General features: G+C 67.3%; 14 protein-coding genes. 10 read left to right on the forward strand and 4 right to left on the reverse strand.

Translation table 11 applies throughout. The features are described 5' to 3' along the window. Positions 1-218 precede the first annotated feature (218 nt). Complete coding sequence (def, locus tag XarjCFBP7645_RS05360; RefSeq protein ID WP_104536463.1) at positions 219-731, reverse strand: peptide deformylase; 513 nt, start codon at positions 729-731, stop codon at positions 219-221. A gap of 132 nt (positions 732-863) precedes the next feature. Between def and XarjCFBP7645_RS05365 the strand changes: the two genes are divergently transcribed. The 9 genes from XarjCFBP7645_RS05365 to XarjCFBP7645_RS05405 all read left to right on the forward strand — a co-directional run bounded on the left by XarjCFBP7645_RS05365 (position 864) and on the right by XarjCFBP7645_RS05405 (position 10,546). Then, positions 864-2,000 carry a LysM peptidoglycan-binding domain-containing protein gene (locus XarjCFBP7645_RS05365; protein ID WP_104536464.1) on the forward strand — a complete coding sequence of 379 codons (1,137 nt, stop codon included), beginning with the start codon at positions 864-866 and terminating at the stop codon, positions 1,998-2,000. 71 nt (positions 2,001-2,071) lie between these two features. Then, the gene (dprA, locus tag XarjCFBP7645_RS05370; RefSeq protein WP_104536465.1) at positions 2,072-3,208 is read left to right on the forward strand and encodes a DNA-processing protein DprA; all 1,137 of its coding nucleotides are present in this window, start codon (positions 2,072-2,074) and stop codon (positions 3,206-3,208) included. A 43-nt stretch (positions 3,209-3,251) separates the two neighbouring features. Further along, a complete protein-coding gene (locus XarjCFBP7645_RS05375) occupies positions 3,252-3,725 on the forward strand; it encodes a DUF494 family protein (RefSeq protein WP_003484452.1) in 474 nt (157 codons plus the stop codon). 37 nt (positions 3,726-3,762) lie between these two features. Beyond that, on the forward strand, positions 3,763-4,497 hold the full coding sequence (locus tag XarjCFBP7645_RS05380; protein WP_104536466.1) for a pilin: 735 nt from the start codon (positions 3,763-3,765) through the stop codon (positions 4,495-4,497). Between the two features lie 27 nt (positions 4,498-4,524). Continuing rightward, positions 4,525-5,757: an RDD family protein gene (locus XarjCFBP7645_RS05385; RefSeq protein ID WP_104536467.1), complete on the forward strand. Its 1,233-nt coding sequence runs from the start codon at positions 4,525-4,527 to the stop codon at positions 5,755-5,757. 182 nt (positions 5,758-5,939) lie between these two features. Next, positions 5,940-8,438 (forward strand): DNA topoisomerase I, encoded by a 2,499-nt coding sequence (locus XarjCFBP7645_RS05390; RefSeq protein WP_104536468.1) that lies wholly within the window; start codon positions 5,940-5,942, stop codon positions 8,436-8,438. Positions 8,439-8,447: 9 nt separating this feature from the next. Continuing rightward, on the forward strand, positions 8,448-9,011 hold the full coding sequence (locus tag XarjCFBP7645_RS05395; RefSeq protein ID WP_104536469.1) for a Sua5/YciO/YrdC/YwlC family protein: 564 nt from the start codon (positions 8,448-8,450) through the stop codon (positions 9,009-9,011). 90 nt (positions 9,012-9,101) lie between these two features. Next, on the forward strand, positions 9,102-9,881 hold the full coding sequence (locus tag XarjCFBP7645_RS05400; protein ID WP_104536470.1) for a hypothetical protein: 780 nt from the start codon (positions 9,102-9,104) through the stop codon (positions 9,879-9,881). Continuing rightward, positions 9,878-10,546, forward strand: a complete 669-nt coding sequence (locus XarjCFBP7645_RS05405) for a hypothetical protein (RefSeq protein ID WP_104536471.1) — start codon at positions 9,878-9,880, stop codon at positions 10,544-10,546. The genes XarjCFBP7645_RS05400 and XarjCFBP7645_RS05405 overlap by 4 nt, the downstream gene beginning before the upstream one ends. Positions 10,547-10,814: 268 nt before the next feature. Here XarjCFBP7645_RS05405 and XarjCFBP7645_RS05410 read toward each other — a convergent pair whose 3' ends face one another. Further along, entirely contained in the window at positions 10,815-11,591 is a 777-nt protein-coding gene (locus tag XarjCFBP7645_RS05410) for an SDR family oxidoreductase (protein WP_104536472.1), read from the reverse strand. A 106-nt stretch (positions 11,592-11,697) separates the two neighbouring features. On the opposite strand from XarjCFBP7645_RS05410, the gene XarjCFBP7645_RS05415 reads away from it, so the two are divergent. Further along, positions 11,698-11,913, forward strand: a complete 216-nt coding sequence (locus tag XarjCFBP7645_RS05415; protein WP_104536473.1) for a hypothetical protein — start codon at positions 11,698-11,700, stop codon at positions 11,911-11,913. A 207-nt stretch (positions 11,914-12,120) separates the two neighbouring features. Here XarjCFBP7645_RS05415 and sppA read toward each other — a convergent pair whose 3' ends face one another. Both sppA and XarjCFBP7645_RS05425 read right to left on the reverse strand, forming a co-directional pair. Next, the gene (gene sppA, locus XarjCFBP7645_RS05420; protein WP_104536474.1) at positions 12,121-14,022 is read right to left on the reverse strand and encodes a signal peptide peptidase SppA; all 1,902 of its coding nucleotides are present in this window, start codon (positions 14,020-14,022) and stop codon (positions 12,121-12,123) included. Between the two features lie 84 nt (positions 14,023-14,106). Then, positions 14,107-15,483 carry an MATE family efflux transporter gene (locus XarjCFBP7645_RS05425; RefSeq protein ID WP_104536475.1) on the reverse strand — a complete coding sequence of 459 codons (1,377 nt, stop codon included), beginning with the start codon at positions 15,481-15,483 and terminating at the stop codon, positions 14,107-14,109. Between the last annotated feature and the right edge of the window lie 233 nt (positions 15,484-15,716).

Consider the following 15,716-nt stretch of genomic DNA (forward strand, 5'->3'; position numbering starts at 1 on the left):
AGAACTAATGGTTAGCCCATTCCACATTCCCAATCCCGAAGTTCGCCCCCTCCGAGTACGCGGAGCGCGCGCAGCGACTGCCTGCGCCATCGCCTCAATCGCACGCAATAGCGCCGCGCCTGGCGATTGGGCATGGGGACCAACGGATCCGGCAAGCAGCCAGAAAAACCCGCTTCACCAATCCCCAATCCCAAATCCCCAATCCCCAATCCCGGCCCTCAGGCTACGTGCTTACGCTGCTTGGCCAGTTTCTTGCGCACCATTTCGCGCTTGAGCGGCGACAGGTAATCGACGAACAACTTGCCGTCCAGATGGTCCATCTCGTGCTGGATGCATACCGCCAGCAGGCCATCGGTGCTCAGTTCCTGCGCCTTGCCCTCGCGGTCGAGATAGCGCACGGTGATCGCATCGGCGCGGGCGACATCGGCATAGATGCCCGGGACCGACAGGCAACCTTCCTGATACACCTGCTCGCCCTGCCTGCTCACGATCTCCGGGTTGATGAACACCTGCGGGAGGGTCTTTTCCTCGCTGACGTCGATCACCATGAAACGCTTGTGCACGTCCACCTGACTGGCGGCCAGGCCGATGCCGGGCGCCTCGTACATGGTCTGGAACATGTCGTCGAGCAGGGTCTGGAATGCCGGGCTGGTGAGCTCGGCAGCGTCGACCGGCGCGGCCTTGGTGCGCAGCCGCGGGTCGGGGAATTCGAGGATAGGGAGCAAAGCCATGGGATTACCCGTCTGGGGAACACCGGCGCTGCGCCGGCAAGACGCTGTCATTCTAGCGCAATGCTTGCGTGACGCCCCGGTTTCTGGACTATAGTGCGCAGACCTGTTGGGGAATCAGGCAAGAAGGCACTCATGTTGAACCGACTTCGTACGGTCGTCGCTGCGGCGATGCTGACCGTCGCGACCTACGCTGCCGCGCAAGCGGTGGGCGAACATCCAGACACTTACGTGGTCCGCAAGGGCGATACCCTGTGGGACATCGCTGGACGTTTCCTGCAAAAACCGTGGTTGTGGCCGGAAATCTGGCAGGCCAACCCGCAGATCCAGAATCCGCACCTGATCTATCCGGGCGACGTGATCAGCCTGGCCTACCTGGATCGCGTCGCCAAGGGCACCGTCCAGGCCGGCCCGCGCCAGGAAGCGCCGATCAACGCGATTCCGCTGGCCGATGTCGAGCCGTTCCTGAAGAACCTGCGCGTCACCGACGACTTCGACCAGCTACCGTACGTGGTGGGTCTGGAAGGCGGCCGCACGCGCGCCACCACCGGCCAGGTGGCCTACGTGGTGGGCCTGGACGATGCACAGCCGGGCCAGCGTTTTGCGGTGGTACGCCCGACGGTGAAGTTCAGCCTGCCCAAGCACAACGAAGACCTCGACGCGGCCGGCAACATCACCGCAGGCGCCGGCAACATCTGGAAGAACTACATCGCGCCGAGCACGCGCCGCGAGTTCCTCGGCTACGAACTGGCGCAGGTCAATGTCGGCACCATCACGCGCAGCGCGGCGGGCGGCAACTCCAAGGCGGCCACCCTGCTGCTGCAGGACAGCGGCCGCGAAGTACGCGCCGGCGACCGCATCGTCGCCGTCGAGGCGCAGCCCTACGACCTGCAGTTCATCCCGCATCCGCCGTCGGACCAGGCCCTGCAGACCGAATTGCGGGTACTGGCCATCTCCGACGCCTTCACCGTCGGCGGCACCCGCGATGTGATCGCCATCTCCGGCGGTGCCCGCGAGGGCATCAACAACGGCACGGTGTTCTCGATCTGGCGCAAGGGCCGCACGGTCAGCGACCGCGTCAAGCACTCGCGCTTCTCGCGGGCCGACGACGACTTCAGCGGCCCGGCCGGCTCCACCGTCGGTCTGCCCGACGAATACGCCTCGCACGCGATGGTGTTCCGCACCTTCGACAAGGTCAGCTATGCGCTGGTGATGGAAAGCGTCAAGCCGACCGGCCTGGGCTACTTCGTCAAGCATCCCGACGCGCAGTAAGCAAAAATTCCGATGCGGTAATGCGACGGCGCCTGAGGGCGCCGTCGACGTTTGCGGTCCAGGCTTGACGCATGGCCCTCCCCACTTCCGACCTGCGCGCACTCCTGACCCTGCTCCTGGCGGGTGGCCGCAGCCCGCCGCGCAACACGCTGCTGAGCTGTTTCGCCAGTCCGGCCGAGATACTGACCGCCGGGCCCCAGGCCTGGCGTGCCGCCGGCTGCGACGAGCTGCAGGCGGCCCGGCTGCAGGCTCCCGATGCGCGCAGCCTGGACGTCGCCCTGCAGTGGTGCGAGCAGCCGGGCCATCACCTGATCGGCCTGAACGATCCCGACTACCCCGCCCTGCTGCGCCACATCGTCAATCCGCCGCTGGCCCTGTTCGTGGACGGCGACCCGGACGCGCTCTGGCACCCGGGCGTGGCCGTGGTCGGCAGCCGCTCCGCCACCGCCGGCGGCCGCGACCACACCCGCGCATTCGCCTCCAGCCTGGCCTGCGCCGGGCTGGCCATCGTCAGCGGCATGGCCGCCGGCGTGGACGCGATCGCACACGAGGCCGCGCTTGCCAGCGCCGAGGCCATCACCGTGGCGGTGGTGGGCACCGGGGCGGATGTGGCCTACCCGGCAAATCACCACTTCCTGCGCGATCGCATCGCCGCGCGTGGCGCGGTGGTCAGCGAGTACCTGCCCGGCACCGGGCCGGTCGCGGCACACTTCCCGGCCCGCAACCGGATCATTGCCGGGCTGGCACTGGGCACCCTGGTGGTGGAGGCGGCCATGCGCTCGGGCGCGCTGATCACCGCGCGGCTGGCAGCGGAGGCAGGGCGCGAGGTGTTCGCCCTGCCCGGCTCGCTGCACAACCCGCTCGCGCGTGGCTGCCATCACCTGATCCGGCAGGGCGCCACCCTGGCGCAGGAGCCGGGCCAGGTCATCGACGGCCTGCGCCTGCTGTCGGGCGAACTGGCAAACGCCTTGCGCCAGCGCCTGGCCGCCCCCACTGATCAGGCCAGGACACCGCCGCAGGCCGGCCCGGCGCGCCCGGATCCGGACTACCAGCGCTTGTGGCAGGCGCTCGGCCACGACCCAACCCCTATGGATTCCCTGGTCGAACGCACCGGATTGACGGCCGCCACGCTGTCCTCCATGCTGCTCATCATGGAACTGGAGGGAGACGTGGTCACCGAGCACGGTCGCTATACCCGCAATCCCTAGTTTCTTCACCTCCACAGCGTCGCGCGACGCAGGCCGAGGGGCAATGAAAGAGAGCATTCTTGATGTACTGCTGTACCTGTTCGAACATTATTTCAGCGAAGATGCGGACCTGGTCCGCGACCGTGACTCGCTTCAGAATGGCCTGATCCAGGCCGGTTTCAGTCCCGCAGAAATCAGCAAAGCCTTCGACTGGCTGGACGCGCTCTCCGAGCAGCGGCCCAGTGTCGCGCGCCCGCATGTCGATGGACCGGTACGCATCTATCACGGCCCGGAGCTGGACAAGCTCGACGTGGACTGCCGTGGCTTTCTGCTTTTCCTGGAGCAACACCGCATCCTCGACGCCGACCAGCGCGAGCTGGTACTGGACCGCGCCATGGCGCTGGATCAGGACGAACTGGATCTGGACGACCTCAAATGGGTGGTCTTGATGGTGTTGTTCAACCAGCCGGGTGCCGAAGCGGCCTACGCCTGGATGGAAACGCAGATGTTCCTGGACGAGCCTGAACCCGTACACTGAGGCGGAAGCCGCAACGGAAGCGTGCGAGGGAACGGCAATGAGCAGTTGGTATTACGCCGAAGGCAACCGCCATCGGCGTGGCCCCGTGGCCGACGAGGCATTGCTGGCGTTGTATCGCGATCACGCGATCGCGCTGGACACCTTGGTCTGGCGCGACGGATTTGCCCGCTGGGTGCCGCTGTCTGCGTGCGCCGACGAGCTCGGGCCACCGATGTCCACCGATCTGCGCGCCGCAGCGCAGCCGCCGCCCCTGCCGCCGGTTCCGCCAGCGGCTGTTCACAACGCCGCCGCCAGTGCACCCTCTTCGTCAGTGCATCGCCTGCCCAGCAACGGCCCGGGTTGGCCGCTGGCGTTGGTGCTGGGCGCGGTGGTGGGCATGTTCGTGCTGGTGGCGATGATCGGCGTCCTGGCTGCGATCGCGCTGCCGGCTTACCAGGACTACACCGCGCGCACCAAGGTCGCCCAGGCGATCACGGCACTGGCGCCCTTGAAGCCGCAGATCGCCGAATTTCTGGCGCAGCAGGGCCGTTGCCCGGTCAACGGCGACACCGGCTTTCTCGCGCCCGAGCAGTATGCAACCGATGTCCTGACCAGCGTGCAGATCGGCCGTTTCGACACCACCGACTGCGGAGTCGAGGCGCTGCTGCATGCGCCGAAAATGACCAGGATCGACGGCAAGGCGCTGTGGCTGGATTTCGACGCGGACGCCGGCAGCTGGCAGTGCAGCTCCGAGATCGACGACAACCAACTTCCGCCGGACTGCCGCGGCTAGTCAATCGTTTCACGCAAGGGGACTTCAATGACGCAGTGGTATTACGCCGACGCACAACGCGAGCGCCAGGGGCCGGTGGACACGGGCACGCTTCGCGCGCGCCTGTCGGAAGGCCTGATCGATGCATCCAGCCTGGTCTGGCGCGAAGGCTTGCCGCAATGGGTCGCACTGGGCGAGGTCGCGGCCGAGCTGGGGATCGACACCGCGGTGCCAGCGCCCGCCGCGCCGAGCGTCGGAGATGTGCCGGTGAACGTTGCGCACAGTGAGCCGCAGGCGACGGTTCACCCAACCAGCATCGCGGTGGATCACACGCCTGCCGCAGATGCGCCGTTTGCCGGCCCGGCGGCAGACGCTGCGCTCGGGCGGTCCGACTCCGGGCTTGCCGATCACCCTGCCGTAGCCGACCACCTGCAGCGTCCGCCGAGCGGGCAGACTGCGCTGACAGATCCAGCGGCGTGGCCCACCACGCCGGCAGACCCTGCGGCAACCCCGGCGGCATCGAGCCCGCTCCTGACCGACACCTCCCACGCGCCTGCAACACCCGCGCATGCCGTGTCGCAACCACCGGCCGGCGCGCCGCTTCCAGGCGCCTGGGATTCCGTCGCCGCGCCCGCGGCAAGCGTCGCATTGCGCGATGCCCCGGTCGTCTACGCTGGCCTGTGGCGGCGCGTGGCCGCCAGCATCCTGGACAGCCTGATCACCAGCTTTGCGGTGTACCTGATCGTGGTCCCGCTGGTGTTCGTCGTGGCGCTGGCGACCACCCGGGGCGATTCCGGTTCGGCGCTGGACGACGGCAGCGCGCTCGGCATCGCCATCCTGGTGATGTCCTATGGCATCGGTCTGGCGATCCCGACGCTGTATTTCGCCTGGATGCAGTCCAGCCGGCACCAGGCCAGCCTGGGCAAGCTCGCCTGCGGCATCAAGCTGGTGCGCGCCGACAGCAACGGCGGCCGGGTCGGTTTCTGGCGCAATGTGCTGCGCTATCTGGCCTACATGCTGATCACTGTGCTCACCCTGGGCATCGGCATGATCGTGGCGGCGTTCATGGCCGGCATGACCACGCGCAAGCAGGCTCCGCACGACAAGGTGTGCGACACCCTGGTGGTGGACCGCTGGGCGTTCACGGATCACCCGGAGCGGCAATCCAGGGGTCTGGACACGGTCACCATCGTGGTCCTGGCCATTTATGCGGTGCTGTTGGTGCTCACGGTCGTGGCGGTCGCCTTCCTGCTCGCCGCCATCGGAATGAGCCAGAGCTAGCAGTTGGCGGCTCTGGCCGCTTGACACGGCGGCGTCCGCCGTGATCTTTCTAATAAGAGAACTGAACGCCCGGGCTCGTTTCCCGGGCGTTGACCTGTGGGAACCATTCGATCTGCTTCCCTCCACCGGCCAATTAGGCCACGCTACCCGCCCCCCGGGCTCTGCCCAAAGAATTCGCCACCATGCCCAAGCACCTGCTCATCGTCGAATCGCCTGCCAAGGCCAAGACGATCAATAAATACCTCGGCAAGGACTTCACCGTCCTGGCCTCGTATGGGCACGTGCGCGATCTCGTTCCCAAAGAAGGCGCGGTCGATCCGGACAACGGCTTCGCGATGCGCTACGACCTGATCGAAAAGAACGAGAAGCATGTCGAAGCCATTGCGCGCGCGGCCAAGGGCGCCGACGACATCTATCTGGCGACCGACCCGGACCGCGAGGGCGAGGCGATCAGCTGGCACATCGCCGAGATCCTGAAAGAGCGTGGACTGCTCAAGGACAAGACGATGCAGCGGGTGGTGTTCACCGAGATCACCCCGCGCGCGATCAAGGAAGCCATGCTCAAGCCGCGCGCGATCGCGGCCGATCTGGTCGATGCGCAGCAGGCCCGTCGCGCACTCGACTATCTGGTCGGTTTCAACCTGTCGCCGGTGCTGTGGCGCAAGGTGCAGCGCGGGCTGTCGGCCGGCCGCGTGCAATCGCCGGCGCTGCGCATGATCGTCGAGCGCGAGGAAGAGATCGAAGCCTTCATCGCACGCGAATACTGGTCCATCGATGCGCATTGCCGGCATCCGTCGCAGCCGTTCAATGCGCGCCTGATCAAGCTGGACGGGCAGAAGTTCGAGCAGTTCACCGTCACCGATGGCGATACCGCCGAAGCGGCGCGGCTGCGCATCCAGCAGGCCGCGCAAGGCGTGCTGCATGTCACCGATGTGGCCAGCAAGGAGCGTAAGCGTCGCCCTGCCCCGCCGTTCACCACCTCAACGCTGCAGCAGGAAGCCTCGCGCAAGCTCGGTTTCACCACCCGCAAGACCATGCAGGTGGCGCAGAAGCTGTACGAAGGCGTGGCGCTGGGCGACGAAGGCTCGGTCGGTCTGATCAGCTATATGCGTACCGACTCGGTGAACCTGTCGCAGGACGCCTTGTCGGAAATCCGCGATGTGATCGCGCGCGATTTCGGCACCGCTTCGTTGCCGGACCAGCCCAACGCCTACACCACCAAGTCCAAGAACGCACAGGAAGCGCATGAAGCGGTGCGCCCGACCTCGGCGCTGCGCACCCCGGCGCAGGTGGCACGCTTCCTGTCCGACGACGAGCGTCGCCTGTACGAATTGATCTGGCGCCGCGCAGTGGCCTGCCAGATGATCCCGGCCACGCTCAACACCGTCAGCGTCGATCTGTCGGCCGGCAGCGCGCACGTGTTCCGCGCCAGCGGCACCACCGTGGTGGTGCCCGGCTTCCTGGCGGTCTACGAGGAAGGCAAGGACACCAAGAGCAGCGAGGACGAGGACGAGGGCCGCAAGTTGCCGCTGATGAAGGCCGGCGACAACATCCCGCTGGATCGCATCGTCACCGATCAGCATTTCACCCAGCCGCCGCCGCGCTTCACCGAGGCGGCGCTGGTCAAGGCGCTGGAGGAATACGGCATCGGCCGGCCGTCCACCTACGCCTCGATCATCCAGACCCTGCAGTTCCGCAAGTACGTGGAGATGGAAGGCCGCAGCTTCCGTCCCACCGACGTGGGCCGCGCCGTGTCCAAGTTCCTGTCGGGGCATTTCACCCGTTACGTGGATTACGACTTCACCGCCAAGCTCGAAGACGAGCTGGATGCGGTCTCGCGTGGCGAGGAAGAGTGGATCCCGCTGATGGAGAAGTTCTGGGGCCCGTTCAAGGAACTGGTCGAGGACAAGAAGGATTCGCTGGACAAGACCGACGCTGGCAGCGTGCGCGTGCTGGGCACCGACCCGGTCAGCGGCAAGGAAGTCAGCGCGCGCATCGGCCGGTTCGGCCCGATGGTGCAGATCGGCACCGTCGAAGACGAGGAAAAGCCCACCTTCGCCTCGTTGCGACCGGGCCAGAGCATCTACTCGATCTCCATCGAAGACGCGCTGGAACTGTTCAAGATGCCGCGCGCGCTGGGCCAGGACAAGGAACAGGACGTCAGCGTCGGCATCGGCCGCTTCGGCCCGTTCGCGCGCCGCGGCAGCGTCTATGCCTCGCTGAAGAAGGAGGACGACCCGTACACCATCGATCTGGAGCGCGCGGTGTTCCTGATCGAGGAGAAGGAAGAGATCGCGCGCAACCGCGTGATCAAGGACTTCGAAGGCAGCGACATCCAGGTGCTCAATGGCCGCTTCGGCCCGTACATCAGCGATGGCAAGCTCAATGGCAAGATTCCCAAGGATCGCGAGCCGGCGTCGCTGACGTTCGAAGAGGTGCAGCAGCTGCTGGCCGACACCGGCAAGCCGGTGCGCAAGGGCTTCGGCGCCAAGAAGGCCACGCTCAAGAAGAACGCGGTGAAGGATTCGGCCAAGGAGGCCAAGGACGCCGCAGCCAAGAAGACCGCGGTAAAGAAGACGGCCACCAAGACCGCGGCGAAGAAGGCGCCGGCCAAGAAGGCCGCTGCCAAGAAGGCCACCAAGCGCGTGGTCAAGAAGACCGTGAGCAAGGCCGCAGGCTAAGGGCGCCGCATGCAGCACACGCTCAGCCCGGACCGCGCAGTCGCCACCCTGAGCCGGGGCGGCGTGATTGCCTATCCCACCGAAGCGGTATGGGGACTGGGCTGCGACCCGCGCCAGCAGGCCGCCGTGCTGCGGCTGCTGGAGATCAAACGGCGCCCGGTCGACAAGGGCGTGATCGTGGTCGCCGCCAGCGTGGATGTGCTGCACGACTGGGTGGATCTCGACGCGCTGGCACCGGCCCGCAAGCAGCAGGTGCTGGCCAGCTGGCCGGGCCCGCATACCTGGATCCTGCCGATTACCGCCCAGGCGCCGCGCTGGGTCACCGGCGCGCATGACGGGCTGGCGGTGCGCATCAGCGCACACCCGCTGGTCGCCGCGCTCTGTACGGCCTGGGGCGGCCCGCTGGTGTCCACCAGCGCCAATCTGGCAGGTGAGCCACCCGCACGCAGCTTTCAGGCGCTGGACCCGGCTCTGCTGGCCAGCATCGACGGGGTGACGGACGGCGAAGTGGGCGCGTTGGCGCAACCGACCCAGATCCGCGACGCCCGTAGCGGCCAGATCCTGCGCGACTGAGCAGCCGCCGCGCGCCGCCTGTCGGCGCGCTTGGCCCTTGACGCCTTGCCCCCCTTTGCCCACAGCCGGGCAGACGCGCACACTGCGGCCATGCGTACCATCCTGACCCTCCTGTTGCTGGCCACCGCGCTGCCTGCGTCGGCGGCCAGCACCGCCAGCAAGCCGGATCCGAATGTGCGGATCTACCGCTGCGTCAGCAGCACCGGTACCGTCGCCCTGCAAGATGCGCCATGCAGCAGCGGCCGCCAGCAGGTGCTGGACCTGCAGCGCCCGCAGGATCCGCCACCACGACCGCAGCGCGCCGTTGCCGCCCCGGCCGCCGTCGCCACGCAGCCACCGCGCGAGGTGCGCATCGTCACCGTGCAGCCGCCGCAGCCGATGTACGAGTGCACCACCGAAGACGGCGACCGCTATACCAGCGACAGCCCGGAAGGCAATCCGCGCTGGGTGCCGACCTGGGGCCCGGCCTATGTGGGCAATGGCATTGCCCCACCGGTCAACGGCGGCGGCATCCAGCGTCCGCCGATATCGGTCCGCCCACGCCCGGCGATGTCGGTGCAGGGAAGCGCCGGTCGCGGTGGAAGCTTGCGCGGCAGCGCAAGCTTCAGCGGCGGCGGTTATCAGGGAGGCTACCAAGGCGGCTACAACGGCGGCGGCTACGGCGGCACGGTGATCGTGCCGTACGGCAACGTGCAGATCCGCGATCAATGCCATGCCCTGCCCGAACAGGAAGTCTGCGCGCGCCTGGCCGACCGTCGCTGGGAACTGATCCGCCGCTACAACAACGCCTTACAGAGCGAGCGCCAGGACCTCAGCCGCGAACAGCGCGGCATCGACGCGCGCCTGCAGCGCGATTGCGGCGGCGCATGAAGCGCTGGCTAGGGGCGGCATTGCTGGCGTCTGCCTCGGTGGCCGGCGCACAGGAAGTGGCGATCTATCGATGCACCGATCCCAGCGGCGCGCTTACCGTGCAGAACATGCCGTGCCCGAAAGGCATGCAGCAGCAAAAGAAACTGATGACGGCACCGGCCGCGGTGCCGTTGACGCCGGGCGTCGCGGGCGCAGCATCGCCTGCGCGTACAGCGCCCGCGACGCAGCCGCGGACCACGCCTAAGGCCGATGTCTCCGCTGCCGCCCCGGCTGCGCCACCGGTACCGGTGGCACCGACGCCAGCTGCCACGTCCTCGATATCCACGCTGCCACCGCCACCCTTGTTCGAATGCACCGCGCACGACAACGGGCGCTATTTCACCGAAGACCGCGAGCCGGCCACGCGCTGCCTGCCGATGCAGACCACCAACCTGGCGGGTGGGCCGGCGACCGGCGGCGGCAGCGCCTGCGAAGTGGTCACCGATCGCTGCGCACCGGTGCCGGACCAGACCCTGTGCGAGGCCTGGCGTCAGCGTGCCGAGCAGGCCGAATCGACCTGGCATTTCTCCGACGAGGCGCAATCGGCCGAGCGCAAGCAGCGCTACGCGCAGATGCGTCGGGTGCTGGACGAAAGCCGCTGCGCGAATCCGTCCGCCACGCCGTGATGCTGCAACCGGCGATGCAGCGCACAGCAGCCAGCGTGCCGGCGCTGTGCTTGCCGGGCTGATTCTTTCGAGCCACTGCAACCGTCAGCGGTCTCCGGATGACATGCACAGTGCAGTGAGCCGCACGCAAGCGGGCCGGCTGCGCTGTCGCCTGCATTGCGCGCAGGCGCCAGCGGACAGGACAGGCGCGCCGTCGGCTCGGCGCATGCCTGCGCATCTTCCGGTGCCATGCACACGCACTGTCCGCGTCACCACGCGCGCAGGCGTGTCAGAACCCGTAACGCAAGAACCCGCCATCCACTGCGATGCATTCGCCGGTGATGTAACTGGCTGCCGGCAGACACAGAAAGCCGACGGCGGCGGCGACTTCTTCCGGTTCGCCGATGCGGCGCATCGGGGTGCGCTCGATGACCTGTTCGTAGTAATCCGGATCCGACAACGGCCCGGAGGTGCGACGGGTGCGGATGTACCACGGCGCCACCGCGTTGACGCGGATGCCGTCCTCGGCCCATTCCACCGCCAGGTTGCGCGTCATCTGCTGCAACGCGGCCTTGGTCATGCCGTACGGTGCACCGCTGCGCACGTGGGTGATGCCGGAGACGCTGCCGACGTTGACGATCGCCGAGGCCGCGTGGCGGGTCAGCAACGGATGCGCATAACGCGACAGCTCGAAAGCGGCGAACACATTGGTTTCGAAGATGCCGCGCCACTGGTCTTCGGTGTAATCGATCGCCGCACGGGTGATGTTGCCGCCGGCGTTGTTGATCAGCAGATGCAGGCCATCGGCATGGTCTTCCACCCAATCCAGAATCGCGCGCCGCTCTTCATCGTCGGCCACGTCGGCGGCCAGCCCATGCAGTTCGCGCCCGGGAAATTCCTCGGCCAACTCGTCGCGCGCCTGCGCCAGCGCATCGGCATCGCGCGCCACCATCAGCAGATCCGCACCGAAGGCCAGCAATTCGCGCGCGATGGCAAAGCCAATGCCGGCGCTGGCGCCGGTGATGAGCGCGGTCTGTCCATCCAGCCGCCAACGATGGGTTGTCACGTGGGTGATCCTCTTTCAAGCCGCAGGAAACGGCCGCGGCAGCGCGATTGACGCATGCCTGCGGCCCGGGCGTTAGGATACCGCCACCCCGAGCGAGGTCACGACGATGAAACGGCATTGGATTCTTGCGACCAGCCTGACGTTGCTGCTGGGCGCCTGTCAGCGACCGCAACCTGCACCCACCGAGCAGAAGCCCGAGCCGCAGGCCACCGCCCTGCGCGACCACATCCAGGAGCCGTTGAACAAGGCGCACGCAGTGCAGGCGGCAACCGATCACGCTGCAGACGATCAACGCAAGGCGATCGATGCGGCCACGCAGTGAGCGCATCGCATCACGCCAGCGCGTCGCGGACGTAGGTCGTAGACGGCGGCAGGCAGTCGAAATGACGCGCGGGCTCCGGCATTCGCGCTTGATGCGCTGTTTGCGGAAACGCGCCGACGCTGCATGACACAGGCGCCACTGGCGCAGACACGATAACGCCGGCACGAAGCCGGCGTTATCGATCCATCATGCTGCAAACCTGCCGCGTCAGAACCCGCAGAAGCAGTACGCCAGCGACTTGACCGGGGTGCCGCCCGCCTTGCTGTCGTGCACGGCGTCTTCGACGAAGCGCAGCTGCGTATCCACTTCCGGCAGCGAACGCGCCAGCAGTGTGCGCGCCATGCCCGAATCGCCCAGCATCCAGGCGCCCATGCGGCTGCCGGCAAATCCGCTCATGAACTGCGAGAACGGCGTCGCCGGCTTTTCCACATAGCGCACGCGGAACTTGCCGCGGCTCAACTTGGCGCGGTCGGCCGCATCTGCCACCGCTTCGGACATGCCGCCGAACGCGTCCACCAGGCCATGCTGCCTGGCCTGCGCACCGCTCCACACGCGACCGCGTGCGACCTTGTCGATGGCATCCACCGATTGGTGACGCGCCTGCGCCACCTTGCCGGTGAAGTCGGCGTAGCCCTTGTTGATCACCGCTTGGATCACCTGGCCGGCGGCCGGGTCCAGCGGCCGGGTGATGTCGAAGGCGCCGGCAAACCGCGTGGTGCCCACGCCATCGGTATGCACGCCGATCTTGTCCAGCGCGCGGGTCAGGTTGGGCACCATGCCGAAGATGCCGATCGAGCCACTGATGGTCGACGGGTCGGCATAGATGCGATCGGCATTCATGCTGATCCAGTAACCGCCCGAGGCGGCCAGATCGCCCATCGACACCACCACCGGCTTGCCGGCCTGCTTGAGCGCGACCACCTCGCGACGGATCTGCTCGGAGGCGAACACTTCGCCGCCGGGCGAATCCACGCGCAGCACCACCGCCTTGACCTCCTCATCGTCGCGCGCCTGACGCAGCAACGCGGCGGTGGACTCGCCCCCGATACGACCGGCCGGCTGCTCGCCGCTGCTGATCTCGCCAGCGGCCACCACCACCGCCACCTGCGGACGGCTGTCCATCGGCGAGCGCTGCGCCTGCAGCTGGCTCAGATAATCGTTGAAGCCGATGTTGCGAAAGCCGCTGTCGGCATCGCTGTCGGCGACGCCGCGCTTGGTCAGCAACGCATCGACTTCCTCGCGGGTCTTGAGCCCGTCGACCAGCTTCTGCTGCAGCGCGAACTTGGCCAGATCGCCACCGGTCGCGGCCACGCCCTCGGGCAGGGTGTCGATACCGGCGGTCAGCTGCGCCGGGCTCAGCTTGCGCGCGTTGCCGACATCGGCCAGGTAGCGCTGCCAGACATCGTTCATCCAGAACAGGTCCGCTTCCTTGGCGTCGGCCGAAGCGGCATCGAGGATGTACGGCTCGGCGGCGGACTTGTACTCGCCCACGCGGAACAGATGCACGTCCACGCCGAGCTTGTCCTGCAGGCCCTCGCGGAAATACTGCCGATAGCGGCCAAGTCCTTCCAGCAGCACGCTGCCCATCGGGTCGAGATAGACCTCGTTGGCCTGTGCGGCCAGCAGGTACTGGCCCTGGCTCATGCTTTCGCTGAAGGCGACGATCTGCTTGCCGGAGGCGCGCAGCTTCTGCAACGCCGCGGCCACTTCGCGCTGCGAGGCGAAACCGGAGGGCTGAAACTTATCCAGGCTCAACACCACCCGTTCGATCTTGCGGTCTTTGCCGGCCGCCTCGATCACCCGCACCAGGTCACGCAGCTGCACTTCCTCGGCACTCTTGTCGCCGACCGCCTTGGCCAGCGACCGGCTCACCGGATCGGCGCTGAACTGCTCGACCAATGTGCCTTCGGGGTTGATCACCAGGGTAGTGCGCTCGGCCAGCGGCTTGCTGCCGTCGCCACGCGCAATCGCCACCACGAACAGCAGCAGCACCAGGAACAGGAAACCGAAGAACACCAGGTTGAAGATCAGGCGCCGGGTGAAATTCATCACATCCCACAGGCCGACGAAGAAACTGGCGATGGGACTGCGACGCACGGGGTGGTTCATGGAAAACTCCGTCGAAAGACGCTGCATACAAGTCAATGGTGTCCAGCATACCGGCTGCGCGGCACGCGCGGCATGCGCTGGAAGTCAGGGGGCCGCGCCGGCAGTGAGCCGCCGGCTGGTCTGCCGGAAGCGCAAGCCCATCAGGACCGATGCCACGGTCAGGCCCAGAATCAGGCCGATCCACATGCCTTGCGGCCCCCATCCCAGCCCCAGGCCGAGCCCGGCCCCGATCGGCATGCCGACACCCCAGTACGAGAACATCGCCAGGAACATCGGCACACGGGTGTCCTTGAGCCCCCGCAGCGCGCCGCTGGAAAGCACCTGGATGCCGTCGGGAAACTGGAACGTGGCGGCAAACAGCAGCAGCACCGAGGCCAGCGCGGCCACCGCCGCATCGTCGGTATAGACGCTCACGATGGCATCGTGGCCCAGCAACAGCACGCTGGCCGACAGCGCCTGGGTGCCCAGCACGATGGCGTAACCGGCCCAGGCCGCACGCCGCATGCCGAGCGGATCGCCGCGCCCGACCGCATGCCCGACCCGCACGGTGGTCGCCTCGGCCACGCCCATCGGAATCATGAAACACAGCTGCGCGACGTTGATCGCGATCTGGTGAGCGGCCGCTTCGGTGGAGCCGAGCCGGCCGATCAGCAAGGCGGTGACGATGAACAGCCCGCCTTCCATCAGCACGGTGATGCCGATCGGCAGACCGGTGCGCAACAGATCGCCGATCGCACGCCAGCGCGGCCCCTCGAAATGGGCGAACAACTGCAGATGCGCGAAGCGCCGCGAGCGCCACAGATACAGCGCAAACACGCTGGCCTGCACCCACATGGTGATCGCCGAAGCCATGCCCAGCCCCTGCGCACCGTGCTCGGCAAAGCCGAACTTGCCATAGGTCAGCGCGTAGCCCAGCGGCGCCAGCACCAGCAGGCCGCCAAAGCCCAGCAGCATGGTCGGCAGGGTCCAGTGCATGCCCTCGCTGAGATAGCGCATGCAGAAGTAGAACGTCAGCGCCGGCCCGCCCCAGCGCACCGCATGCAGGAAGTCGGTCGCGCCCGGCACGATGTCCGGCGCAATCCCGAAGGTGGGCAGCAGCGGCGGCACCGCACTCAGGAACGCGAACATCACCGCGCCCAGTCCCAGCGACAGCCACAGGGCCTGGCGGAACAGCGGGCCGATCTCGCGCTCGTGACCGGCACCGCGCAGTTGCGAGACCGAGGCGGTCAACGAGATCAACGTGCCGATCGGCACCAGCATCGGCAGCCACAGCAGCGAGGTGCCGATGGTGACCGCCGCCAGCGTGGCGGTGCCGTGGTGACCGGCGATGACGTTGTCGACAAATCCGATCAGGCCGGTGGAGACGTGGCCGAGCACCAGCGGCAATGCGAGCAGGCCGGTGGTGCGCACTTCCGCGGCGAAGCGCGGCGTCGCGGACGTGGGTACAGGAGAGACAGACATGACAACCGATCGCTGCGCGGACTACGGCCGTGCCGGGAGGCGCTGGCACCGGGTCGCGTGGGGCCGCTATCTTACCCGCACTTGCGACGCGGGCAGCGGCTGTCGGCGGCCAGGCCACGCCGGGAACGCGCGCGGCGGCAGGTGCGCGGCGGCGAACGGCCGGCGTGGCTGGTCACCGGAACGGGGATGCCTGGGTTTCAGCGTGGTCCATGTCCTTCGTGACGATCGTCGCT

Source organism: Xanthomonas arboricola (assembly GCF_002940665.1).
GTDB lineage: Bacteria > Pseudomonadota > Gammaproteobacteria > Xanthomonadales > Xanthomonadaceae > Xanthomonas > Xanthomonas arboricola_B.

Coding starts and splice junctions, on each gene's coding strand:
- XarjCFBP7645_RS05425 (WP_104536475.1), bottom strand. CDS start 15,483: ATGTCTGTCTCTCCTGTACCCACGTCCGCGACGCCGCGCTTCGCCGCG.
- def (WP_104536463.1), bottom strand. CDS start 731: ATGGCTTTGCTCCCTATCCTCGAATTCCCCGACCCGCGGCTGCGCACC.
- XarjCFBP7645_RS05380 (WP_104536466.1), top strand. CDS start 3,763: ATGAGCAGTTGGTATTACGCCGAAGGCAACCGCCATCGGCGTGGCCCC.
- XarjCFBP7645_RS05390 (WP_104536468.1), top strand. CDS start 5,940: ATGCCCAAGCACCTGCTCATCGTCGAATCGCCTGCCAAGGCCAAGACG.
- XarjCFBP7645_RS05375 (WP_003484452.1), top strand. CDS start 3,252: ATGAAAGAGAGCATTCTTGATGTACTGCTGTACCTGTTCGAACATTAT.
- dprA (WP_104536465.1), top strand. CDS start 2,072: ATGGCCCTCCCCACTTCCGACCTGCGCGCACTCCTGACCCTGCTCCTG.
- XarjCFBP7645_RS05365 (WP_104536464.1), top strand. CDS start 864: ATGTTGAACCGACTTCGTACGGTCGTCGCTGCGGCGATGCTGACCGTC.
- XarjCFBP7645_RS05415 (WP_104536473.1), top strand. CDS start 11,698: ATGAAACGGCATTGGATTCTTGCGACCAGCCTGACGTTGCTGCTGGGC.
- sppA (WP_104536474.1), bottom strand. CDS start 14,022: ATGAACCACCCCGTGCGTCGCAGTCCCATCGCCAGTTTCTTCGTCGGC.
- XarjCFBP7645_RS05405 (WP_104536471.1), top strand. CDS start 9,878: ATGAAGCGCTGGCTAGGGGCGGCATTGCTGGCGTCTGCCTCGGTGGCC.
- XarjCFBP7645_RS05385 (WP_104536467.1), top strand. CDS start 4,525: ATGACGCAGTGGTATTACGCCGACGCACAACGCGAGCGCCAGGGGCCG.
- XarjCFBP7645_RS05395 (WP_104536469.1), top strand. CDS start 8,448: ATGCAGCACACGCTCAGCCCGGACCGCGCAGTCGCCACCCTGAGCCGG.
- XarjCFBP7645_RS05400 (WP_104536470.1), top strand. CDS start 9,102: ATGCGTACCATCCTGACCCTCCTGTTGCTGGCCACCGCGCTGCCTGCG.